This is a genomic window from Synechococcus sp. CS-1332, assembly GCF_025127995.1.
Taxonomy (GTDB): domain Bacteria; phylum Cyanobacteriota; class Cyanobacteriia; order PCC-6307; family Cyanobiaceae; genus Cyanobium.
Window position 1 is genome coordinate 25,434 of record NZ_JAHLYP010000052.1, and the last position, 21,697, is coordinate 47,130.

Genomic DNA, 21,697 nt, shown 5'->3' on the forward strand with positions numbered 1-21,697 from the left:
AGTCAGTAGCCGTTGCTGATCGAGATGCGTCGCACTTCGCCGCCCCGCTCGATCAGGGCGGCGTCGCCGTCAGCGGAGCGCAGGCGCCAGCCGCTGCCCCCGATCGCTTCGCCGGCGTTGACGCTGGTGGAGCTTCCCCCCATCTGGAAGATCGCCGAGGCAGAGCGGCCTGCCGAACCCACCACACCCACCAGCTCGGGCACGGAGCCACCGCCACCGCCTGTCGGGGCGGCACTGCGCTCGGTGTAACCCCCGCCCCCGCTGGCGGGGGGCGCGGCGGCGGCCAGTTTCGGGCTCACCGGCACGCGCAGAACAGGGGCCCTCGCCCCCTCCGGCTGGGGCAGCTGGGACAACTGCTCGATCCAGGGTTCTTCCGGAGGCGGCGGCAGCTGGTCACCGGTGAGTGGCAGCAGGGGCTGCCCACCGCTGGCCAGGTTGGTGCCCCCGACGGCCCCGATCGGCGCCGGATTGGCCGGTCCGAGGCTGCGCAGCCGCTCAACCAGCAGCAGGCTGCGCTCCTGGGTGAGGGCCTGCTGCATGCGGCTGGAATGGGTCAGGTACAGCACCGAGCTGGCGACGCTGATCATGCAGACACCACCCATCGCCGTGAGCAGCAGGGTGTTGCGGTCGGGCCTGGCCGGGGCCGCAGAAGGGGGTGGCGTGGACGAACGGCCCCGAAGCCGGCGGATGGGGGTGGCCACCGGCAGCGGTGGGGGGGGCTCGGCCTGGGCCGCCACATCGAGATCGATGGTGGCCTCGGGGTCGAAGACTCGGTTCATCATCTGCTCCGCCTTCAGCTCCCAATAGGCACGGGAGGTGGGGATGCCGCGCAGGGGGCGCCGAGGGGAGGGGCTCACGTGCAGTCCTCGGCAAAGGCGTGCGTCACTGTAACGATGGTTCCGCGGTCTGACGAGGGCCCGGTGGCTCCCGGCGCCGTTCAAGTTCCAGCCAGAGCAGCAGGGCGTTGACATCAGCGGGACTGACGCCGGGAATCCGGGAGGCCTGCCCGAGGCTGCGGGGCTGGATGGCCGTCAATTTCTCTCGGGCCTCCGCCGAGAGAGTGCGGATGCCGGCATAGGCGATGTCGGCGGGGATGGCCCGCCCCAGCTGACGCCGGACCCGCTCGATCTGCTGCTCCTGGCGGGCCAGATAGCCGCTGTATTTGATGTCAATTTCGGCGCCATCCCGCACGTCGGCGGGCAGATCCGGGTCACAGAGCCCCAGCCGCACCAGATCCTCGCCGTGCAGGCCCGGCCGACGCAGCAGGTCGGCCAGGGTGATGGAGCCGTTGATGCCGGCGCCGGTGCTGGCGGCCACGGCGCTGGCGGCGGGATCGGAGGCCTTGAGCCGCACCGTCTCCAGCCGCCGCTTTTCCGCATCAATCCCGGCCTGCTTCTGTTCGAACAGTTGCCAGCGCCGTTCGTCGATCAGGCCCAGCTGGTGACCGAGGGGTGTGAGACGGCGATCGGCGTTGTCGCCGCGCAGCACCAACCGGTATTCGCTGCGGCTGGTGAGCACCCGGTAGGGCTCCTTGAGGTCCTGGGTCACCAGGTCGTCCACCAGGGTGCCGATGTAGCTCCCCTCCCGGGGGAAATGCACGGGGTCCTGGCCCCCCAGCAGGCGGGCCGCATTCAGCCCGGCCACCAGTCCCTGGGCCGCGGCCTCCTCATAGCCGGTGGTGCCGTTGAGCTGGCCGGCCGAGAACAGGCCCCGCACCCGCTTGGTCTCCAGGGAGGGCTCCAGCTGGGTCGCCGGAAGGATGTCGTAGTCGACGGCATAGGCGGGCCGCAGCATCACACAGGCCTCCAGCCCAGGCAGCGTGCGCAGCAGGGCCAGCTGCAGGGATTCGGGCAGGCCGGTGGAGAAGCCCTGGACGTACAGCTCCGGCGTGTCGCGTCCCTCCGGCTCGAGGAAGATCTGGTGGCTGTCCTTGTCGGCGAAGCGCACGATCTTGTCTTCGATCGAAGGGCAGTAGCGGGGCCCCTTGCTGTCGATGAAGCCGCCGTAGATGGGCGTGAGGTGCAGGTTGTCGCGGATCAGCTGGTGGGTGGCCGCCGTGGTGCGGGTGATGTGGCAGGCCATCTGCTCACCGCTCACCCGGGCGGTGGGATCGAAGCTGAAGAAGCGATCGGCCGCATCGCTGGGCTGCTCCTCCAGGCGATCAAGGGCCACGCTGCGGCGGTCGACACGGGCGGGGGTGCCGGTCTTGAGCCGGTCGGTGCGGAACCCCAGCTCCTGCAGAGCTTCGGTCAGCCCTTCGGCCGGTTGCTCACCGGCCCGGCCCGCCGCCATCGAGCGGTTGCCCACCCAGATGCGGCCGCCCAGGAAGGTGCCGGTGGTGAGGATCACGGCACCGGCCCCGTAGACGCTGCCGAAGTAGGTGCGCACGCCGATCACCCGTGCCCCTCCCGGATCGCCGGGTTCCCCTTCCACCTCCAGGCCCGTCACCATCGCTTCGCGCAGGGAGAGGTTGGGGGTGTGCTGCAGCAGCTGCAGCATCTGGCGGGCGTACTGGCGTTTGTCCGTCTGGGCCCGCAGGGCCCAGACGGCGGGACCGCGACTGGCATTGAGCAGGCGTTTCTGAAGGGCGGTGGCATCGGCCAGCCGGCCGATCACTCCGCCGAGGGCATCCACCTCATGCACCAGCTGGCTCTTGGCCGGGCCGCCCACGGCCGGGTTGCAGGGCTGCCAGGCGATGCGGTCGAGGTTGAGGCTGAACAGGGCGGTGGAGACCCCCAGCCGAGCGGCGGTGAGGGCCGCCTCGCAGCCGGCATGGCCGCCGCCGACCACGATCAGGTCGAAGTTTTCGGTGGGGGTTGCGCTCAGGACCATGGATCGAATGTATGGCGCTGCACGGGTGGGTGGCGCGGGGCCCCACCCCGGCAGGTCTCGGATTCAGACATCCTTGAACCGATCCCGGATCATTTCCACAGCCTCGCGCCGCCGCTTCACGGCCGCCACACAGTGGGCATCGAACTGTCCAGCGGCCACCAGGTGGTCGAGTTCCGTGATGGCCGCCTCCATGGTCCAGGCTTCCTTGTAGTGCCGGTGGCTTGTCAGGGCATCCAGCACATCGGCCACCGCGATGATCCGGGCCTCCAGGGGGATGGCCTCACCCTTCAGGCCCAGGGGATAGCCGGAACCATCAAGTTTTTCGTGGTGGCCCGCCACGACATTTTTCATCACAGCTGAGTCGGGCAGATCCTCCAGCCCAAATTCACCCACCATTCGCTCCAGAATCTCCATGCCCTTTTGCACATGGGTTTCCATCAGCCGACGTTCCTCTGGATCCAGGGGACCGGGTTTGAGCAGGATGCGATCCGGGATTCCGATCTTGCCGATGTCATGCAGGGGCGCAAACAGATAAAGATGTTCGATGTATTCATCGCTGAGTCCGTGGCTCTGCTGGAGTTCCCGGGCGATCAGCCGCGCGTAGTGGGCCATGCGCTCAAGATGGGCGCCCGTTTCAAAATCCCGTAGATTGGCAAACTCGCGGGCCACCTGGGCCGAAGCCGTGATCGAGTGCACCAGATTGAGTTCGCTGCTGATCAACATGTTGACCAGCGAAGCAATCAAAGAGAGTTTCCGCTGCACATGTTCGCTGAACACAGCAGGCTTCAGTGAATCGAAGAAGAGAAAGCCGATGAACGAACCCTTGTCAAACAACGGAACAGTCAGCGAAGAGCGGTAGCCCTCCTTCAGCAGCCAGGCCGAGTGCTTGGTGTTGCCGCGCACCGCCGCCGGGATGTTGTCCAGCACGCGGACGGAACGGCTTGTGGCCAGGTGGCTGAGGGACTGGCTTTTGGAGAGGTGGAACTCATAGCCGCTGATCGCCTCTCCCGTGCGGGTGCTATTAACAAACGTCTTCAATAAATCGTCTTGAGGGTCGTAAAGCGCGACGGCCACCCGATCCACATCGGGCGTGATTTCCATCAATTGCTGGTGCAGCTGCCGCAGCCGGTGATTGAGGGCCTGTCCCACTGACGGGGCTTCGGCACGGGCTTCAGCCACCGATGAGCCGTCGTCTGGACATGGGCTTGGTCGCGAGGTCATCACCCGGACTCAGCAGCGATCCCTCCAGTGTGGCGGTTCCAGGAACGGTCCCCCATGGCCGGAAGCTAGGGGCGCGATTCCAGGCCAGAGCAAGCAGGTCTTCAGCGGTTGATGATGGGCCCGTCGGCAGCGACGCCAAGCGATGCGCACCGCCCTGGTGCTGATCGTTCTGATCAACGACCTCATTCACCCCGATGGGGCCATGCCCACCTGCGCCGTTGAGGTGGAACGGCGCGGGGTGCTGGCGGCGGCCAATCTGGCGCTGGAGGGGGCCCCCGCCCGGGGCTGGCCCACGCTCCTGGTGAAAGTGGGCATCCGCGCCGGCTATCCGGAGCTTCCCGCCCACGCGCCGCTCCTCGGCCGGGCCCGGGAGCTGGGGGTCCTGCGGCTGGGCCAGTGGGGCACGGAGTTCCACGCCGATCTGGCGGTGCAACCGGCCGATCCGGTGCTGGTGAAGCACCCGGCTGAGCCCCTTCCACGGCGCCGCCCTGGCGACGCTGGTGCGGGCCGCTGGGATCGAGCGGCTGCTGCTGGGGGGCGTCAGCACCGCCTGGGCGCTGCAGTCGGCGGCCCGGGAGGCCCATGACCGCGACTTCCAGGTGGTGCTGTTGGAGGACGCCTGCGCCGCGGCGAGCCCGCAGGAGCACGACCAGGCGATCGGGCAGCTCTCCCGGCTGGCCAGCATGCTGCGGGCCGCCGACCTGGTTGGGCTGACCGACCTTTGCTGAGGGCCCCGGCCTGGCTTGATGATCCCGCCCTTCTGGTTCTGCTGCTCCCCAGACGCGTAGGACTGCATGCCCTGGGCATCGCCCTCACCCTGCTCATCCTGGTGGCCTTTTGCGACTACATGGCTGGCTTCGCCACCCGCTGCGCCCTGATCGTGGAAGCGCCGCGGCGCTGGCGAGGGAGTGGGCATCAGCGCCGTCCGGTTTTTGCTCTGGCCGGGAGGTGCTCAGGGACCCGGGGGCTGCAGCGCGTCCGCATAGGCGGGATCCTCGCTGCCGAACACCCTGTCCCAGAAGGTGAAGTAAAGCCCGAAGTGCTTGCCGTGTCGGCGGTGGTGAATCGAGTGGTGAGCGGGGCCGATCAGCCAGCGACCCAGCCAGTGGTGGGGGAAGTGCAGCGGCAGCACCTCCAGACCCAGATGGTTCACCACCGCCCACACCGTCATGGTGGTGAGCACCGCCAGCAGGGTGACGAAATGCAGGGGGATCAGCATCACGACCCCGATCAGGAACAGGGCCTGGACGACGGCTTCAAGGGGGTCGAAGGCGAAGGAGGTCCAGGGTGTGGGTTGACGCGATCGGTGGTGCCCCTGGTGAAACCAGGGAAACATTCTCGGCTGATGAAACAGCCGATGGGTGGCGTAGAAGTAAGCGTCCTGCAGCACGAGTATAGCCAGGTAACTGAGTGGCAGGGACCACCAGTTCTCTGAATTCAACTGGCCATGGAGTTTGGTCATTCCCTGGTCGTAGAGGGTCATGATCACGGCGGTGGCCAAGGCGAAAATTCCCGTTGACAGGACGGAGAGGTGGATGTCCTTGAGGATGGACATATTCGCCGGCTGACGGTGATAGAGAAGCCAGTGGGCGAAGCCCGCCATCGTGAGATAGCGCAGCAGGATAATGCCGAAAAACGTGAAAACGTAAAACCAGAAAGAATGATGCTGCATGTATTTCTTTACGATGCCTTGACAGGCACAATACAGGCTCTTCTGCTGGCGCGATACGGGGGGAATCCCTACGCCACCAGATTGCGGAAACGGCTGAGCTGGGGCTCGAACAGCAGCTTGACGCTGCCGACGGGGCCCTTGTGGGTGATTGGTGACGATGAAGATGGTGGCAGCGGTCACATCAGACGTTGAGAACGACGAGCTGATGCCGCCACCAGTCAGTCCTACGTTGTCTATCGGAGCAGCCCTGCTCTGGGGGATGGGTCATGCAAGGGAACACTAATCGGGCTGGGCTACGCAACAGGTCCAACCCACCGTCGCGGCCCCATTTCCGGTGTCCCTCAGGAGTGCTGTTCGGATTCACATGGCTATCGGCGGGACAGCGCATTGACCAGATGGACTTCAGAGGCAGATCGGCGTCGAGGGCCATGGCGCCTGGGAGGGGATTGGTTCAAAAGGGGACACCCGCACATTGGGATGCGGCTGCCGCTCGGCCAAGCTGTTGTATCGGGGCGCTTCTAGTGCTGGATCATGCTGGGACTCGGGTGCGCCAGGTATTCGGAAATTGTTGACCTCAGTTGACGGCCGGTCTGATTGTGGATATGATAAGATGCGTTTCTTCGCCATCATTCTGGGCATGATGGCGCTCTGATCTTAAGCTTCAGTGAATGCAGCCGGGCCCTTGATGGCCATCTCTGCCGTTCTGAACTCTCGCTAAATGTCTGCCACCTCATCGAGTCCCACCCCGGAGCAATGGATTCGGGATCGATTTATTTCTCTTGCTGAAGAGATGGGGGAGCCCGGACTATTCAGTCACGATGATGACCTGAGCTCTCCCATCTCATCTGCTGGTGTAGATTCGCTGGAGTTCTTGGAAATAGTCATGGAGTTAGAAGAGGAATATGGCATTGAGATTGGCGATGAGCAGCTGCATCCAGCGATTACATTCGCCGAATTATTTGATATAGTTGCCAAAGCCAGGCCTTGATCCATAAACTAAACCAAGCCGTCAACCAACTAATGTAGTCTAGCTGGCATCAAAATGAACTTCTTGAAGGCGATACAGCGGGTCACGCACATCACCGGTCGGCGTCATGAGGGGTCTTTCGCTGAGATGTCTGATCCGATCGAATGCCTTTCTGATGCCAGCCAAGGCCCTCGCATCTATATGGTGTATAGGGCTTCTTTGGCTAGAACGATTCTGGCTGACTCCCGCTTTCAACAGGCGCAGTTTCTTGCCCCGATCCTGTCGCTCTGTGATGAGGAGAGCACGCGACAAATTCGCTTTTTCATAGATTCTAATCCAGCTTTTCTCAACGCCGATCGTCATGCAGCGCAGGTTGAAGCCATTCAACAGCCCTTCGCACGTTGTGAAGATGCTATTCGCAATCTGAATATCTCAGTGCTTCTTGAGGCCATTGATCCATTGCTGGATGGATCAGATGATCTGACGGCACACCAGGTTGGAATTGCACTTGTTGGCAGGCTCATGCGCCACTGCCTGGAAACGATCAGTGGCGTCGATCCTCCTCTCGACAACAAGGAGGTATTTGCTGTTGATATCTTCCAGCCCTTCGCAAAGCGCAGCCACCTGGTTCGATGCAACACTATTCTCGATGCACTTATCAATGCGATTGAGAATCATCCTGACCGACAGTGCCCACTCTCCGATGCCGATCGACTTGCAGTCCTTACCTTGTTGATGATGGGAGCTACGCCACTTCTGGCTGTTGCTACGGCCCTTCTGAACGCTGTCATTCGAAGTCCTGACTCTGCTGACCTTCAGGCATCCCTCGCCAGCCTGTCGAATGGCTATTCGATGCTGCCGACTAATTTTGTCATGAGAGAGTGCGTCGTACCTCATCATATTTCTGGCCATTCGCTTCATTCCGGTGATACCTGCTATCTCTTTCTTGGTGATGTCAGTGGATGTCCTTTTTCCTCTTCGCTGAAACTTCCCCTCGGTTACGGAAGTCATTACTGCAAGGGGGCGGGCTTGGCCAAGGTTGTTACGGCCAGGATTCAAGAGCTCCTTCTGTACAGAGCCAATGAGATTGCAGAGAATGTTTGCACTTCAGCTGTACAGGTTGGCCCAGCTTCGGCTTTCTTGAAGTATTCAGATGCTTCGCTTTCTGGCGTTGCAAGTGACCTGGTGATCAATGCTCAGCCACACTAGCTTTCCAGCTTCTTTAGGTCAGAAGCGTTTCTACTTTCTGGAGCAGTACAGTCCTGGATCGGGTGCCTATCACGTTAGACGTGCCTGGCGATTAAATGGTTCCTTGCTGATTGATCGCCTGCAGAAGTCGCTTGATGTTCTCCGGCGACGGCACCAAGCGCTGCGCACCACTCTCCATCTTGAAGGCGCTGATGTTCTGCAGATCATTCATTCGCCTTCTGCTTGGCCGATGCGAATCGAACGAGTTCAGCCGTCAATGCAAAGTGATTCGTTGACCGTTGAGTCAGCCCTGCAACAACGTGCAAGTTTGGAGTCGGTCGCGTCCTTCGATATGGAACAAGGTCCCTTGGTGCGGGCATTATTACTGGAAGTGAGTGAGAATGATCATCTGCTCGTCATCACCATCCATCATGCAGTCTGCGATGGTTGGTCTCTTGACATTCTCGAGGAAGAACTGTTTGCTCTGTATGAATCAGAAGATGAATCTAGCAGTACATCAGATCCTGCGTCGTTGCTGAAACGATCTGAAGGCGACGACCACCTGAAGCGGAATTCACAGGCTCGCCTGGAGTTATTGAGGAGCTTCTGGCATCGTTACCTCGATGGAGCTCCCACGACCCTAGACATACCAAGGGATTTTTCTCCCCCGCCGACAGAAACTTTTTCGGCAGATGTCCAGACCGTCTGCCTGCCTGCTTCCCTGCGGCAGCAACTCGCCAGTCTTGCGCATGAGAAGGGAACCACCCTTTATGTGCTCTTGCTGGCTTCCTTCCAGGTCCTGTTGTCCAGAACCAGTCTCAAAACGGACTTGCTTGTTGGAACTCCTGTTGCCGGCCGCAGCAGGTCTTCCATGCGCCGATTGATTGGATTCTTCGTCAATACCTTGGTCATTCGTGGTGAGCTTATTGATGACCCCTGCTTCAGTGACTATCTGGATAGGCTTACTTCAAGCATGGGAGATCTTTTTGCCCACCAAAGCATGCCCTTTGAGCAGCTTGTGATAGACCATTGTCCTGCCAGGATGTGGGGCCGTCCCCCATTGGTGCAGGTGATGTTTGCTTACAATAATTTTAAGCCAAAGCCTGTATGCGCCAAAGGCGTCACTGTTGAGCGCTTCGCAGTTCCGGTCATTCGTGAGTCCTTTGAGATCCATATGTCGATCAAGCCAGTTGCTGGTTGTGATGGCCTTCATTGCGAATTAAGTTATAGAACGTCTCTTTTCAGTGACGACCATATTCGTCGAATCTTGGATCAGTGGCTATGTCTTCTGCAGGGGATTGTTGCGTCTCCTGGATGCAGAGTTTCTGCTCTGCCCTTGCTTCCGGATGGGGAGTCCCGCCAGCTCCAGATCTGGTCTCACGGGAACGCCCTGCCGCTTCTTGAGCGCTGCGCCCATCAGATCTTCGAGCAGCAGGCAGCCCGCACACCTGAGGCCACTGCCCTGGTCTACGCCGACCAGCAGCTCAGCTATGGCGCGCTCAATGCCCGTGCCAACCAGATGGCCCATCTTCTACGGCAGCGGGGTGTCGGTCCCGGTGTGATCGTTGGCCTTTGCCTGGGTCGCTCCTTCGAGATGGTGGTTGGCCTGTTGGCCATTCTCAAGGCCGGCGGCATTTATTTCCCCCTTGATCCGACCCTGCCGGAGGCACGCCTGCAGCGGATGCTCGCCGATGCCGATCCGCTCCTCTTGGTGGTGGATGGGCCGGCTTGCGCTGTGGCCGCTCTGGCGAGTCGGCCGCTGTTGAACCTTGGCGATGACCTCCAAGAGACTGATGTCGTGGAACCTCAGGCGCCTGCAGCGATCCCGCTCTCGGCTCCGGCTTACCTCCTCTATACCTCCGGCTCCACTGGGGTACCCAAAGGTGTGCTCGTCCCCCACCGCGTTCTGGCCGGGCTGGTTGCCTTCCATCGCCAGCACGAGCGCCTGAGGCCTCCTGCCAGGACCTTGCAGTTCGCCGGCTGCGGCTTCGATGTCTCCCTCCAGGAAGTGTTTGGAACGCTTTGCCTCGGGGGCACCCTGGTCCTGATCTCAGCGGCGCAACGGCGCGACCCTGCGCTGCTCTGGAAGGTCATCAGGGCGGAGGAAATCGAAAGGCTGTTTCTTCCCTATGTCGTGCTCGAGCAGCTGGCCCTCTGTGCCGAGGCTCCCTACAGCCGCCTGCGTGATGTCATCTCCGCAGGTGAGGCCCTGACCCTGTCCCCGGCGATCCGGAGCTTCATCGGCCGGCTCGATGATGGCCGGTTGCACAATCATTACGGCCCTACGGAAAGCCATGTGGTGTCGCACCATCTGCTGCCGGCCGCTGTCAGCGACTGGCCCCTCATGGCGCCCATCGGAGTGCCTCTCCCCAATACCTCGCTGCTGGTCCTCGACGCCCATCTCCAGCTCTGCCCGATCGGCATCCCAGGTGAACTCCATATCGGCGGTGCCGGTCTGGCCCTGGGCTATCTGAATCGCCCCGACCTCACCTCTGAGCGGTTCATACCCAGCCCCTTCCGCGGCGATTCGACGGAGCGCCTCTACAGAACTGGCGATCTCGCCAGCTGGAATGCCGACGGCACCCTGGCCTTCCATGGCCGCCTTGATCATCAGATCAAGCTGCGCGGCTTCCGAATCGAACCTGGGGAGATTGAGGCAGCCCTGATCGCCCATCCGGCGATCGAGCAGGCCGTGGTGCTGCTGAGGCAGGACCAGCCATCGAACCCCCAGCTGGTCGCCTACTGGATCGCCACCCACCCCTCAGGCGATGCGGCGGCCGGTGACTCTGCTCTCGACCACTCGGCTGCGGCCAGCTCCCTTTCCGCCATCGAGCTGGGCCCTTTCCTTGCCGAACGCCTGCCTGAGTACATGCTGCCGGCCGCCTTCGTCCGTATCGACGTTTTTCCCCTCACTCCCAACGGCAAGCTTGATCGCAGTGCCTTGCCGACACCCTGCTTCAGCGGAGATCTCCATCGACGCACGGCACCGTCGACACCCCTCCAGATCCGGCTCCACTCGCTCTGGGCCGACGTGCTCGGCCATGGCGACTTCGGCATCCATGACAACTTCTTTGCCATCGGTGGCCATTCCCTCGCCGCAGCCCGGCTGATCTCCCGCATCGAGGAGAGCCTCGCCAGAACCCTGCCACTGGCGATGATCTTTCATGCTCCGACCATCGCTGAGATGCTCTTGCGGCTGGAGGGGGAGAAGACGCTTCCCAGTGATCTTGACCCGTGCATGGTTCCCCTTCAGGCACTTGGTGAGGCCATCCCGTTGTTTGTGATCCACGGCTTCGGTGGTGATGTGTTCTGTTACACCGACTTTGCCGGTTTTCTGGCGCCTGACCGTCCGGTCTACGGCCTCCAGGCGCGGGGCATCGACGGCCGTGCCCCGCGCCATCGGAGCGTGGAGGAGATGGCGGAGCACTACGCCACACTCATCGAAGAACGCTGGCCACAGGGCCCGTACCATCTCCTGGGCCAATCCGCAGGCGGCTGGTATGCCTACGCCGTGGCGGCCGCCCTGCTGAGCCGTGGTCGCTCTATCGGCATGCTGGCCATCCTCGACAGTGACCGGACAGCGTTCATTTCGAGGCGCCTGCGGACGTCTCTGCTGCTGCGCAAGACCATTGGACGTTTGCCGGCTTATCTCGAACAGCTCCGCCATAGCAAACGGCCCCGTAACTTCGTGAAGTTCCTGCAGCTCCGTTCCAGGAGGCTCTCAGCGGAGTTGCAGCGGTTCCGCCCTCCGCTTGCCCCCCTCCCACATCAACCGCACGAACGCACTGAAGCCAGCGGACAGGACTATTACGACCTTCTCCACCGCCGCTACCAACCCAGGACGCTGCCTGTCACGGTTCACCTGTTCACCACCTCGCGGGGGGAACGGCTGAAGTGCAGGCTCTGGCGTGCCTACGCCTGCGGTGGCGTGCACCACCGGAGACTGTTCGAAGAGCATTACCACTATCACCTCGCCCCATGGGCAGCCGATCTGGCGGCTGCCATTCGTGAGGCGCTCGCGCAACAGGAGGCTGGGTGAAGCTGGTGGGGCTGGAGTTACGTTCCTTCCTGCTCGCTTGCGAAACGCTCCGAAGCGATCGCGTTGGTGCCGCCCAGCAGGTCAGGCCGCAAGATTGCGGAAACGGGTGAACTGGGGTTCGAACAGCAGCTTGACCGTGCCGACGGGGCCGTTGCGGTGCTTGGTGACGATCACTTCGGTGATGCCGCGGTCGGCGGTTTCTGGGTTGTAATACTCGTCGCGGTAGATCATCAGCACCAGGTCGGCGTCCTGCTCGATCGAGCCCGACTCCCGCAGGTCGCTGAGCATGGGGCGCTTGTTGGTGCGGGACTCCACGCCCCGGCTGAGCTGGGAGAGGGCGATCACGGGCACATGTAATTCCCGGGCCATGCCCTTGAGTCCGCGGGTGATGCGGGAGAGCTCCTGGACGCGGTTGTCGGGGGTGCTGCCCTCCATCAGCTGGAGGTAGTCGATCACGATCAGGCCGAGCTCCTTGCCGGTTTCGGCCATCAGGCGCCGGCAGAGGGAGCGCATCTCGAGCACGCCGGAGTTGGGCTTGTCGTCGATGAACAGGGGCAGCTGGCCGAGGCTGTTGATGCCCTGGCCCAGCAGGGGCCACTCCTCCTGCTGCAGGCGGCCGGTGCGCAGGCGGCCGCTCTCGATGCCCACCTCCATCGAGAGCAGGCGGTAGGTGAGCTGTTCCTTGCTCATCTCCAGGCTGAACACGCAGACCGGCAGCTGGTGCAGCTGGGCCACGTTCTTGGCGATGTTCATGACGATGGAGGTCTTGCCCATGGCGGGGCGCCCGGCGACGATGATCAGGTCGCTGCGCTGCAGGCCCTGGGTGATGGCGTCGAGGTCGTAGAAGTTGACCGGGATGCCGGCGACGGCGGTGCCGAGGGAGCGGCTCTCGATCTCGTTGAAGGTGCTGGTGAGGATTTCGGCGGTGGGGGTGAGGCCGGCGGTGGGCTTCTCCTGGCTGATGGCAAAGATCTTCTGCTCGGCCTCATCGAGCACCTGCTCCATGGGGATGCTCTGGTCGAAGCCCAGGCGGATCACGTCGTTGGCGGAGCGGATCAGCTGCCGCCGCAGATACTTGTCCATCACCAGGCGGGCCACCTGGTCGATGGAGGCGGTGGAGAGGGTGCGCTCCACCAACTCGACGAGCCGTGCGCTGCCGCCAACCTTCTCGAGCTGGCCGGTGTCGGCGAGCCAGGCCGCCATCGCCGTGAGGTCGGTGGGCTTGCCCTGGCTGTGCAGCATCAGGGCGGTGCGATAGATCTCGCGGTGGGCGCCGAGATAGAACGCCTCGGGACGCAGCACGTCGGCGACGCGGCCGATGGCATCGGGATCGAGGAGGATGCCGCCAAGGACCGACTCCTCTGCCTCCAGGTTCTGGGGCGGGACCGAATCAGGCAGAGCTTCGAAACCGACCTGTTCGGTTCGCTTGGCCGCCGGCCTCGGCCCATCGGGCCGGGGGGGATCGGATTCAGCCAGGGGCACGCTCACCATCGACTCGATTCCAGAACGCGACTCATCGAAAAGGGGAGCCGGATCGGTCGGGATCGGGCGCCAGCGAGAACGATCACTCTGGAACCCTTAGCCGGAAAAATCGGTTCGCTGCTGGCTGATCAGTAGCTGACCACTTCAAGGTTGACGTCGGCGACGACTTCAGGGTGCAGCTTGATCTGCACCTTGTAGGAGCCCGTGCGGTGGATCTCGGGAACGGTGATGACGCGGCGATCCACTTCCTTCTTGGTGGCGGCCTCGATGGCTTCGGCCACGTCGCCGTTGGTGACGGTGCCGAACAGGACATCGTCGCCGCCGGTCTGCTTCTTGACGGTGAAGCGGCCGATGGTGTCGAGGGCGGTGCGGAAGGCGACGGCGTCGGCCTTGAGCGTCGCCTGGCGCTCAGCCTCCTTGGCCCTCCGGTGCTCCACCTGACGCAGCACCGCAGCGGTGACGGCCAGGGCCTTGCCGGTGGGAAGGAGGAAGTTACGGGCGTAGCCGGGAGCCACATCCACCAGATCCCCGTTCTTGCCCAGGGAAAGGATGTCCTCGCTCAGGACCACCTGCACACGCTTCTTGACCATGACAACGCCCCGGCTGAGCCATCTGAAATCCGATTGGCCAGCCTACGACATGGAGCCGGCGTGGCCGGCCGCCCGGGGTAGGCGGACCCGGGTGGCCAGGCCCAGGGCCCGCATCAGCCGGATGTGCTGCCAGGTGAGGTCGAACTGGCGGGGGCCGAATCCGTGGCGGGCGGAATGGGGGTAGGCGTGGTGGTTGTTGTGCCAGCCCTCACCGAAGGTGAGCGCCGCCACCCAGGGGTTGTTCTTCGATTTGTCACCGCTCTCATGGACGGTCTCTCCCCACATGTGGGTGGCCGAATTCACCAGCCAGGTGCAGTGATACACGATCACCAGACGCAGGGGAATGCCCCACAGCACCAGGGCCCAGCCGCCGGCGCCGGTGGCGGTGCCGATCCAGAACAGCAGCAGGCCCAGGGGCACCTGAAGCAGCAGGAAGCTCGTGTTCAGCCAGCGGTAGTAAGGGTCGGTGGCCAAGTCGCCGGTGAGGCGGGGCACGGCGGCCATGGCGGGAATTTCTTCGAACATCCACGACATGTGGGCCCACAGGAAGCCCTTGTTGCTGTCGTGGTGATCCGCTTCCGTATCGGAAAACTTGTGGTGATGGCGGTGCAGGCCGACCCAGTCGATCGGGCCGTGCTGGCAGCTGAGGGCGCCGCAGGTGGCGAAGAAGCGCTCCAGCCAGAGGGGCACGCGGAAGGAGCGGTGGCAGAGCAGCCGGTGGTACCCGATCGTGACGCCCAGGCAGGCGGTGACCCAATACATCACCAGCAGGGCACTGGCGGCTTCCAGGCTCCAGAAACGGGGCAGAAGGGCCACCACCGCCAGGACGTGGATCAGGACCATGAAGCCGATCGTGCCCCAGCGGGTGCCCTTGGCGGAGACGCCGCGGGGTTCGCCGCGGCGAGGTTCGTGCAGGCCCCTGGCCCGGAGCAGGGCATCGGACCCCTGGTTGATGCTGGCGGGGCGGCGGGTGTGGCGGGCGTTGCTGGCGGTGTCGCGGCGGCTGCCGGTTGGGGCGCCGGAGCGGGAGAAGGTTTGGACGGCCATGAAGGACCGGACTCCTGTTGAGTGATTAGGATGGTAGCAATACGAATCCAGATCGAGTGGGATTCCGAGACGAACTCGTATCTGGTCGCATCGCCTTCGCCCACCTGATCCGGGTCTGGCACGAGCGCAACGGCTGGTCCCACCGGGTGCTGCCGATGCTGGCCGAGGCCCTCGACCTGGGGCGGGTGCACAACTCCCAGCTCTCGATGCTGCGCAACGGCAAGCTGGCCTCCCCGGGTCCGGAGGTCTTCCTGGCCCTGGGGAGCGTCAACCTCTGGCTCGAGGCCCAGGCCCCCGGGGGTCGGTTGGAGCCGCTGGCGGCGCGCACGTTGCTGGCGGCCCACCCCGAGCTCTTCGACGCCCTCTGCAGCTCGGCCCTGCCGGTGCTTGACGAGCGTCAGCGGGTGCTGGGACCTGGGGCCCTGCTCGAGGTGTTCGTGGGCTTCCGCCAGCCTCCGGCCAGCTTCGATCTGCGCATCGCCGACACCGAGGCCGGGGGGCTCAGCGCCGCCCTGGCCCATCTGTTCACCGCCGGCAGGCCCTGGCGCGACTGCCGCGACCGGTTGATGGCGGCCTATCCGGTGGCGAAACGCCAGCGGCGGGAGCGCTTCGCCGAGGTGATCGCCGGCCAGCGCGACTACACGGCGGTGGAATTCGATGCCGAACTGCCGGAACTGCGCCGCACCCTGGCGGCCCTGGGGGCGGCGGGGGAGGACGAGCTAGGCCCAGACCGTTTTCTGGAGCTGCTGCGGCAGCGGGCCCGCCGGCTGCAGGGGGAAGGGGCCGAGCAGGCCCCGGACGATCTGGCGGCCGCCATCCGCCGGGAGATCGGGGCGGTGATCCCTGCGACAGCCGACCAAGCGGACCTCTGATCAGGCGCTGGAGGGAGCGTCGCCGCGGTGGCCGAACACAGGGGCGATGCGGACGCGCCTGGCCAGGCCCAAGGCTCTCATGGCCCTGATGTGCTGCCAGGTGATGTCGAACTCGAACCAGCGCAGCCCGTGGCGGGCCGAATGGGGGTAGGCGTGGTGGTTGTTGTGCCAGCCCTCACCGAAGGTGAGCAGGGCCACCCACCAGCAGTTGCGGGAGCGGTCGGGGCAGTCGAAATTGCGATACCCGAAGGCGTGGGTGGCGGAGTTCACCAGCCAGGTGACGTGATAGACGAGCACCAGGCGGAGGGGAATTCCCCAGAGCACCAGCCCCAGGCCGCCGCCAGGAACGCCGGCCCAGTTGCCATACCAGTAAAGGGCAGCCCCAAGGGGCAGTTGCAGCAGCAGGAACCAGCGATCCAGCCAGCGGTAGAAGGGATCCCTCTCCATGTCGCCGGTGAAGCGATGGATCTCGGTGAGGGCCGGGATCTTGTGCAGCATCCATTCGCTGTGGGCCCACCAGAGACCCCGGGCGGCGTCATGGTGATCGTTGGGCTGGTCGGAGAAGAGGTGGTGGTGCCGGTGCAGGCCGACCCATTCGATCGGGCCGCTCTGGCAGGCCAGGGTGCCCATCAGCACCAGCATCCGCTCCACCCAGCGGGGGGCTTCGAAGCCCCGGTGTGCCACCAGCCGGTGCAACCCCAGGGTCACCCCCAGCACCGTGGCCCAGTAAAGAACCGCCAGCACGATCACCCCCTGGAGGCTCCAGAACCGGGGCAGCAGGGCGAAGACGGCACCGACATGGATGGCCAGCATGAAGCCGGTGGTGCCGGTCTTGAATTTGCGCTGGGTCGCTGGCAGGGGCGGCCTCGGCCCTTCCATGGCCGCCAGCAACTGGGCCTTCTTGCGCGAGTGGCTGGTTTCCTGCCGGGGGACGCGCACGGTCTGGGCGCTCTGGCCAGATCGGAAGGCTTCGGATCGTGCAACCAAACGTTTCTCCGGTGGAAGGGCAGGGGTGGGCTGAGAGTCAGGCCCCCATCCTGACCCACGGCAGCGATGGCAGAGTGGGTTCTGACGATTGCCAGCCCTTGGGGAACGTTCTTCCAGGTCTGCGCGAAGGCTCCAGCCCTGCCGACACGGTGGCCGCCGCCCTCGAGCGGCTCGCCCCGGTGGTGGCCCGCCGCACGGCCGCCGTGCGGCCCCGCCTGGGCCGGGTGCTGGACGCCTTCGCCGCCGAACGCCTGGGGGTGCACCACTTCGCCTCGGTCAGCGGCTACGGCCACGGGGACCTGGGCCGGGAGGTGCTGGATCGGGTCTTCGCGCGGGTGCTGCAGGCCGAAGCCGCCGCCGTGCGGCTCCAGTTCGTCAGCGGCACCCATGCCATCACCGCCGCCCTGTTCGGGGTGCTGCGGCCGGGTGACCGGCTGCTGGCGCTCACCGGCCGCCCCTACGACACCCTCGAGGAGGTGATCGGGCTGCGGGGCCAGGGCCAGGGATCCCTGGCCGAGTTCGGCATCCGCTACGACGAGCTGCCCCTCACCGAGGCCGGAGAGGTCAACGAAGCGGCCCTGGAGGACGCGCTGGCCCCTAAGACGCGAATGGTGCTGATCCAGCGCAGCTGCGGCTACAGCTGGCGGCCCTCCTTGCCTGTGGCCACCATCGGCCGCCTCTGCGAACGGGTCAAGGAGCTGCGGCCGGACTGCGTCTGCTTCGTCGACAACTGCTATGGGGAGCTGGTCCAGGAACAGGAACCCACCGCCGTCGGGGCCGACCTGATCGCCGGATCCCTGATCAAGAATCTGGGCGGCACCATCGCGCCCACGGGGGGCTATGTGGCCGGCCGCCAGGAGCTGGTGGAAATGGCCTGCTGCCGGCTCACCGCCCCGGGCATCGGCAGCGAGGGGGGCACGGGGTTTGATCAGTACCGGCTGCTGTTCCAGGGGTTGTTCCTGGCCCCCCAGATGGTGGCCGAGGCCCTGATCGGCGCCGATCTGGTGGCCGAGGTGTTCGGCGGCCTCGGCTACGCCGTGAACCCTGGTCCCGGTGCCGAACGCAGTGATGTGATCCAGGCGGTGCGGCTCGGCCATCCGGATCGGCTCATCGCCGTCTGCCGGGCGTTCCAGCAGGCCTCCCCTGTGGGGGCCTACCTGGATCCAGTGCCGGCCCCCATGCCCGGCTACGCCAGTGATCTGGTCATGGCGGGGGGCACGTTCATCGACGGCAGCACCAGTGAGTTCTCCGCCGACGGTCCGCTGCGGGAGCCCTACGTGCTCTATGCCCAGGGCGGCACCCACCATGGGCATGTGGCCCTGGCCCTTGAGCAGGCCCTTGCGGCCCTGGCGTCCCTGCCGGAGGCAGACTGAGGCCGCCTCCTCCGCACCCCCACCGGCCTTGGCACACACCTTCCCCGACGATTGCCGCTATTCCGAAACCCACGAGTACGTGCGCCCGGACGGTGACCTGGTGCGCCTCGGCATCAGCTCCTTCGCCGTGGACCAGCTCGGCGACATCGTCTTTGTCGAGTTGCCGGCGGTGGGGGCCGCCCTGGCCAGGGGCACGAGTTTCGGCAGCGTCGAATCGGTCAAGGCGGTGGAGGATCTGATGGCCCCGGTGAGCGGCACGGTGGAGGCCCGCAACGAGGCCGTACTGGCCAGCCCCGAGGAGCTCCAGAACGATCCCTATGGGGAAGGCTGGCTGCTGCTGGTACGGCTTGGCGCGCCTGACGAACTGGAGGCTCTGATGGATGCCGCCACCTACGGGGCCAAGGTGCAGGCGGGCTGAATTCCTTAGGATCCCGCCACCACCCTCCCGAATGCCCGTGTCCGCCTCCTTCCTGGTCCGGCATCTGGGTCCGGATCCCGAAGATCAGCTACGGATGCTGGCCGAGCTCGGCCTGGGGTCCCTTGACCAGCTGGCGGCCGAGGTCGTTCCGGCCGACATCCTGCTGACGGCGGCCGAGGCCGACGTCGGCCTGCCGCTCCCCTGCCCGGAGGCGGTGGCCCTGGCGGAGCTGGGAGTCCTGGCGTCTCGCAACCGGGTGCTGCGCAGCCTGATCGGCCTCGGCTACCACGGCACGGCGACGCCGGCTCTGATCCAGCGCCACGTGCTGGAAAACCCCTGCTGGTACACCGCCTACACCCCCTACCAGGCGGAGATCGCCCAGGGCCGGTTGGAGGCCCTGCTCAATTTCCAGACGCTGGTCAGCGAGCTGACGGGTTTGCCCATTGCCAACGCCTCGCTGCTGGATGAGGCCACCGCCGCCGCCGAAGCGATGGCGATGGCGGCAGCGGTCAGCCCGCGGCGTGGGGCACGCCGTTTTCTGGTGGACCGGGCCGTCTTCCCCCAGACCCTGGCCGTGCTCCAGACCCGGGCCGAACCCCTGGGGATCGTGATCGAGACGTTCGAGGCCGAGGCCGTCAGTCACGCCCCCGATGGGGTGCTGGGCGAGGACGTTTTCGGTTTGCTGCTCCAGCTTCCCGGCGTCGCGGGCCGCCTCTGGGACCCCTCAGCGCTGCTGGCGGCGGCCCGCTCCTGCGCGGTGATCAGCACGGTGGCGGTGGATCCCCTGGCCCAGGCGCTCCTGTCCCCGGTGGGTGAGCTGGGCGCTGACATCGCCGTCGGCAGCCTGCAGCGCTATGGGGTGCCGATGGGGTTCGGTGGTCCCCACGCGGCCTTCTTCGCGACCCGGGAGGACTTCAAGCGCCAGATCCCCGGCCGCCTGGTTGGCCAGTCCAGGGATGCGGAGGGCAACCCGGCGCTGCGGCTGGCCCTCCAGACCCGGGAGCAGCACATCCGGCGCGACAAGGCCACCAGCAACATCTGCACGGCCCAGGTGCTGCTCGCGGTGATGGCGAGCTTTTATGCCGTGCACCACGGCCCTGATGGCCTCGAAGCCATCGCCCGTCGCCTTCTGGTCCTGCGTCAGGGGCTGGTGCTGGGGCTGGCGGCCCTGGGGCTGGCGGCTGACCCAGGGGCGGCCTTCGACACCGTGGTGCTGCGCACCGCCGCCGCGCCCAGCCTGCGGCAGCGGGCCGTGGCCGCCGGCTTCAACCTCCGCTGCGGGATCCGTGGCGACGACGGTGAGGCCGCCCTGGCCATCAGCCTCGATGAACTGTCCACGCCCGAGGAACTGGCCAGCCTGCTGGCGGCCCTGGCCCCGGATTCCGCCGCCGCCGCCGGAGCGCAGACCGCCCTCCAGGCCGGCCTGATCGCCCTGGAGGAGAAGCCGCTCTCGGAGCTGCTCGACGGGATGCCAGGGCGGCAACGCCCCTGGCTCAGCCAGGAGGTGTTCCATCGCTACCGCAGCGAGACGGAGCTGCTGCGCTACATCCAGCGCCTGGTGAGCAAAGACCTGTCGCTCGTCCACGGCATGATCCCGCTGGGCAGCTGCACCATGAAGCTCAACGCCGCTGCCGAACTGGCGCCGGTGAGCTGGCCGGCCTTCGCCCAGATGCATCCCTTCGCCCCCGCCGACCAGACCGGGGGCTATGTCGCCCTGGCGGCGGATCTGGAGGCCTGGCTGGGGGCGATCACGGGCTTTGCAGGGGTGTCCCTGCAGCCGAACGCTGGCTCCCAGGGGGAGTACGCCGGCCTGATGGTGATCCGGGCCTGGCACCGGAGCCGCGGTGAGGGCCATCGGCAGGTGTGCCTGATCCCCACCAGTGCCCACGGCACCAATCCCGCCAGCGCCGTGATGGCCGGCATGCGGGTGGTGGCGGTGGCCTGTGACGCGCAGGGCAACATCGACATCGAGGACCTGGCGGCCAAGGCCGCCGCCCATGCCGCCGACCTGGCGGCCCTGATGGTCACCTACCCCTCCACCCATGGGGTGTTCGAAACGGGCATCCGCCGCATCTGCCAGGCCGTGCATGACCACGGCGGCCAGGTGTATCTCGATGGCGCCAACCTCAATGCCCAGGTGGGCCTCTGCAAGCCGGGGCTCTACGGCGCCGACGTCTGCCACCTCAACCTTCACAAGACCTTCTGCATCCCCCACGGGGGCGGTGGTCCCGGGGTGGGGCCGATCGGCGTGGCGGCCCACCTGGTGCCCTTCCTGCCCTCCCATCCCCTGGCCGCCGCCGCAGGCAACCAGGCCATCGGCCCGGTGTCGGCGGCGCCCCTGGGCAGCGCCGGCATCCTGCCGATCAGCTGGATGTACATCCGCATGATGGGGGGGTCAGGCCTGCGCACCGCCAGCCAGGTGGCCCTGCTGGCGGCCAACGTGATCGCCGAGCGGATGGAGCCGCACTTCCCGGTGCTCTATCGCGGCAGCGGCGGCCGGGTGGCCCATGAGTGCATCCTCGATCTGCGGCCCCTCAAGCGCAGCTGCGGCCTGGAGGTGGACGATCTGGCCAAACGGCTGATGGACTACGGCTTCCATGCCCCCACCGTCAGCTGGCCGGTGGCTGGCACGGTGATGGTGGAGCCCACCGAGAGTGAATCGCTGCAGGAGATCGATCGCTTCTGTGCGGCCATGGAGGGAATCCGCCGCGAGGCCTGGGCGATCGAAACCGGGGCCGCCGACCCCCTCGACAACCCGCTCAAGCAGGCTCCCCACACCCTGGCGGCAGTCACCGCCGACAGCTGGGAGCGGGCCTACAGCCGCAGTGAGGCCGCCTTCCCCGCCGGGGAGGAACAGCGGCAGACCAAGTTCTGGCCGGCGGTCGCCCGCATCGACAATGCCTTCGGTGATCGGAACCTCGTCTGCACCTGCCCGAGTGTGGAAGAGGTGGCAATTCCCGAACTGGCCGCCTGAGTGTTCCGCCGGTACCTTTTCCCCCCGCCATGGCG

General features: G+C 65.3%; 18 protein-coding genes. 10 read left to right on the forward strand and 8 right to left on the reverse strand.

Annotated features, from left to right (window positions below):
• Positions 1-2 precede the first annotated feature (2 nt).
• The 3 genes from KQ305_RS13485 to KQ305_RS13495 form a co-directional block, all read right to left on the reverse strand.
• Positions 3-857 (reverse strand): hypothetical protein, encoded by an 855-nt coding sequence (locus KQ305_RS13485; RefSeq protein WP_259725916.1) that lies wholly within the window; start codon positions 855-857, stop codon positions 3-5.
• 25 nt (positions 858-882) lie between these two features.
• Positions 883-2,832, reverse strand: coding sequence for a tRNA uridine-5-carboxymethylaminomethyl(34) synthesis enzyme MnmG (gene mnmG, locus KQ305_RS13490; protein WP_259725917.1), 1,950 nt, complete (start codon positions 2,830-2,832; stop codon positions 883-885).
• A gap of 63 nt (positions 2,833-2,895) precedes the next feature.
• Entirely contained in the window at positions 2,896-4,011 is a 1,116-nt protein-coding gene (locus KQ305_RS13495) for an HD domain-containing phosphohydrolase (protein WP_259725918.1), read from the reverse strand.
• 184 nt (positions 4,012-4,195) lie between these two features.
• On the opposite strand from KQ305_RS13495, the gene KQ305_RS13500 reads away from it, so the two are divergent.
• Complete coding sequence (locus tag KQ305_RS13500) at positions 4,196-4,639, forward strand: isochorismatase family protein (RefSeq protein WP_259725919.1); 444 nt, start codon at positions 4,196-4,198, stop codon at positions 4,637-4,639.
• Positions 4,554-4,781 (forward strand): cysteine hydrolase, encoded by a 228-nt coding sequence (locus KQ305_RS13505; protein WP_259725920.1) that lies wholly within the window; start codon positions 4,554-4,556, stop codon positions 4,779-4,781. The genes KQ305_RS13500 and KQ305_RS13505 overlap by 86 nt, the downstream gene beginning before the upstream one ends.
• Before the next feature lie 224 nt (positions 4,782-5,005).
• Here KQ305_RS13505 and KQ305_RS13510 read toward each other — a convergent pair whose 3' ends face one another.
• Positions 5,006-5,608 carry a sterol desaturase family protein gene (locus KQ305_RS13510; protein ID WP_311134358.1) on the reverse strand — a complete coding sequence of 201 codons (603 nt, stop codon included), beginning with the start codon at positions 5,606-5,608 and terminating at the stop codon, positions 5,006-5,008.
• Between KQ305_RS13510 and KQ305_RS13515 the strand changes: the two genes are divergently transcribed.
• The 4 genes from KQ305_RS13515 to KQ305_RS13530 all read left to right on the forward strand — a co-directional run bounded on the left by KQ305_RS13515 (position 5,585) and on the right by KQ305_RS13530 (position 11,919).
• On the forward strand, positions 5,585-5,917 hold the full coding sequence (locus tag KQ305_RS13515) for a hypothetical protein (RefSeq protein WP_259726026.1): 333 nt from the start codon (positions 5,585-5,587) through the stop codon (positions 5,915-5,917). The genes KQ305_RS13510 and KQ305_RS13515 overlap by 24 nt on opposite strands.
• 526 nt (positions 5,918-6,443) lie before the next feature.
• On the forward strand, positions 6,444-6,713 hold the full coding sequence (locus KQ305_RS13520; protein WP_259725921.1) for a phosphopantetheine-binding protein: 270 nt from the start codon (positions 6,444-6,446) through the stop codon (positions 6,711-6,713).
• 126 nt (positions 6,714-6,839) lie between these two features.
• A complete protein-coding gene (locus KQ305_RS13525; RefSeq protein WP_259725922.1) occupies positions 6,840-7,901 on the forward strand; it encodes a cytochrome P450 in 1,062 nt (353 codons plus the stop codon).
• Positions 7,885-11,919: an amino acid adenylation domain-containing protein gene (locus KQ305_RS13530; protein ID WP_259725923.1), complete on the forward strand. Its 4,035-nt coding sequence runs from the start codon at positions 7,885-7,887 to the stop codon at positions 11,917-11,919. The genes KQ305_RS13525 and KQ305_RS13530 overlap by 17 nt, the downstream gene beginning before the upstream one ends.
• Before the next feature lie 81 nt (positions 11,920-12,000).
• Here KQ305_RS13530 and dnaB read toward each other — a convergent pair whose 3' ends face one another.
• From dnaB to KQ305_RS13545, 3 genes are all read right to left on the reverse strand, one after another.
• On the reverse strand, positions 12,001-13,410 hold the full coding sequence (gene dnaB, locus KQ305_RS13535) for a replicative DNA helicase (RefSeq protein ID WP_259725924.1): 1,410 nt from the start codon (positions 13,408-13,410) through the stop codon (positions 12,001-12,003).
• Positions 13,411-13,529: 119 nt separating this feature from the next.
• Positions 13,530-13,991, reverse strand: a complete 462-nt coding sequence (gene rplI, locus KQ305_RS13540) for a 50S ribosomal protein L9 (protein WP_259725925.1) — start codon at positions 13,989-13,991, stop codon at positions 13,530-13,532.
• Positions 13,992-14,033: 42 nt separating this feature from the next.
• Complete coding sequence (locus KQ305_RS13545; RefSeq protein ID WP_259725926.1) at positions 14,034-15,038, reverse strand: fatty acid desaturase; 1,005 nt, start codon at positions 15,036-15,038, stop codon at positions 14,034-14,036.
• Positions 15,039-15,094: 56 nt separating this feature from the next.
• Here KQ305_RS13545 and KQ305_RS13550 point away from each other — a divergent pair, with 56 nt between their 5' ends.
• A complete protein-coding gene (locus tag KQ305_RS13550; RefSeq protein ID WP_259725927.1) occupies positions 15,095-15,910 on the forward strand; it encodes a hypothetical protein in 816 nt (271 codons plus the stop codon).
• On the opposite strand, the gene KQ305_RS13555 is transcribed toward KQ305_RS13550, so the two are convergent.
• Complete coding sequence (locus KQ305_RS13555) at positions 15,911-16,789, reverse strand: fatty acid desaturase (protein ID WP_259726019.1); 879 nt, start codon at positions 16,787-16,789, stop codon at positions 15,911-15,913. It abuts the gene before it with no gap.
• A gap of 206 nt (positions 16,790-16,995) precedes the next feature.
• Between KQ305_RS13555 and KQ305_RS13560 the strand changes: the two genes are divergently transcribed.
• From KQ305_RS13560 to gcvP, 3 genes are read left to right on the forward strand one after another with little or no spacing between them, the layout of a single operon-like run.
• Complete coding sequence (locus tag KQ305_RS13560; RefSeq protein ID WP_259725928.1) at positions 16,996-18,270, forward strand: methionine gamma-lyase family protein; 1,275 nt, start codon at positions 16,996-16,998, stop codon at positions 18,268-18,270.
• A 28-nt stretch (positions 18,271-18,298) separates the two neighbouring features.
• The gene (gene gcvH / locus KQ305_RS13565; protein ID WP_259725929.1) at positions 18,299-18,688 is read left to right on the forward strand and encodes a glycine cleavage system protein GcvH; all 390 of its coding nucleotides are present in this window, start codon (positions 18,299-18,301) and stop codon (positions 18,686-18,688) included.
• Between the two features lie 31 nt (positions 18,689-18,719).
• Positions 18,720-21,662, forward strand: a complete 2,943-nt coding sequence (gene gcvP / locus KQ305_RS13570) for an aminomethyl-transferring glycine dehydrogenase (RefSeq protein ID WP_259725930.1) — start codon at positions 18,720-18,722, stop codon at positions 21,660-21,662.
• Positions 21,663-21,697 lie beyond the last annotated feature (35 nt).

Excerpts from the sequence above, each read along its gene's own strand:
- mnmG (WP_259725917.1), bottom strand. The coding sequence starts at position 2,832 with ATGGTCCTGAGCGCAACCCCCACCGAAAACTTCGACCTGATCGTGGTC.
- KQ305_RS13500 (WP_259725919.1), top strand. The coding sequence starts at position 4,196 with ATGCGCACCGCCCTGGTGCTGATCGTTCTGATCAACGACCTCATTCAC.
- KQ305_RS13510 (WP_311134358.1), bottom strand. The coding sequence starts at position 5,608 with ATGTCCATCCTCAAGGACATCCACCTCTCCGTCCTGTCAACGGGAATT.
- KQ305_RS13520 (WP_259725921.1), top strand. The coding sequence starts at position 6,444 with ATGTCTGCCACCTCATCGAGTCCCACCCCGGAGCAATGGATTCGGGAT.
- KQ305_RS13525 (WP_259725922.1), top strand. The coding sequence starts at position 6,840 with ATGTCTGATCCGATCGAATGCCTTTCTGATGCCAGCCAAGGCCCTCGC.
- KQ305_RS13530 (WP_259725923.1), top strand. The coding sequence starts at position 7,885 with ATGCTCAGCCACACTAGCTTTCCAGCTTCTTTAGGTCAGAAGCGTTTC.
- dnaB (WP_259725924.1), bottom strand. The coding sequence starts at position 13,410 with ATGGTGAGCGTGCCCCTGGCTGAATCCGATCCCCCCCGGCCCGATGGG.
- rplI (WP_259725925.1), bottom strand. The coding sequence starts at position 13,991 with ATGGTCAAGAAGCGTGTGCAGGTGGTCCTGAGCGAGGACATCCTTTCC.
- KQ305_RS13545 (WP_259725926.1), bottom strand. The coding sequence starts at position 15,038 with ATGGCCGTCCAAACCTTCTCCCGCTCCGGCGCCCCAACCGGCAGCCGC.
- KQ305_RS13555 (WP_259726019.1), bottom strand. The coding sequence starts at position 16,789 with ATGGAAGGGCCGAGGCCGCCCCTGCCAGCGACCCAGCGCAAATTCAAG.
- gcvP (WP_259725930.1), top strand. The coding sequence starts at position 18,720 with ATGCCCGTGTCCGCCTCCTTCCTGGTCCGGCATCTGGGTCCGGATCCC.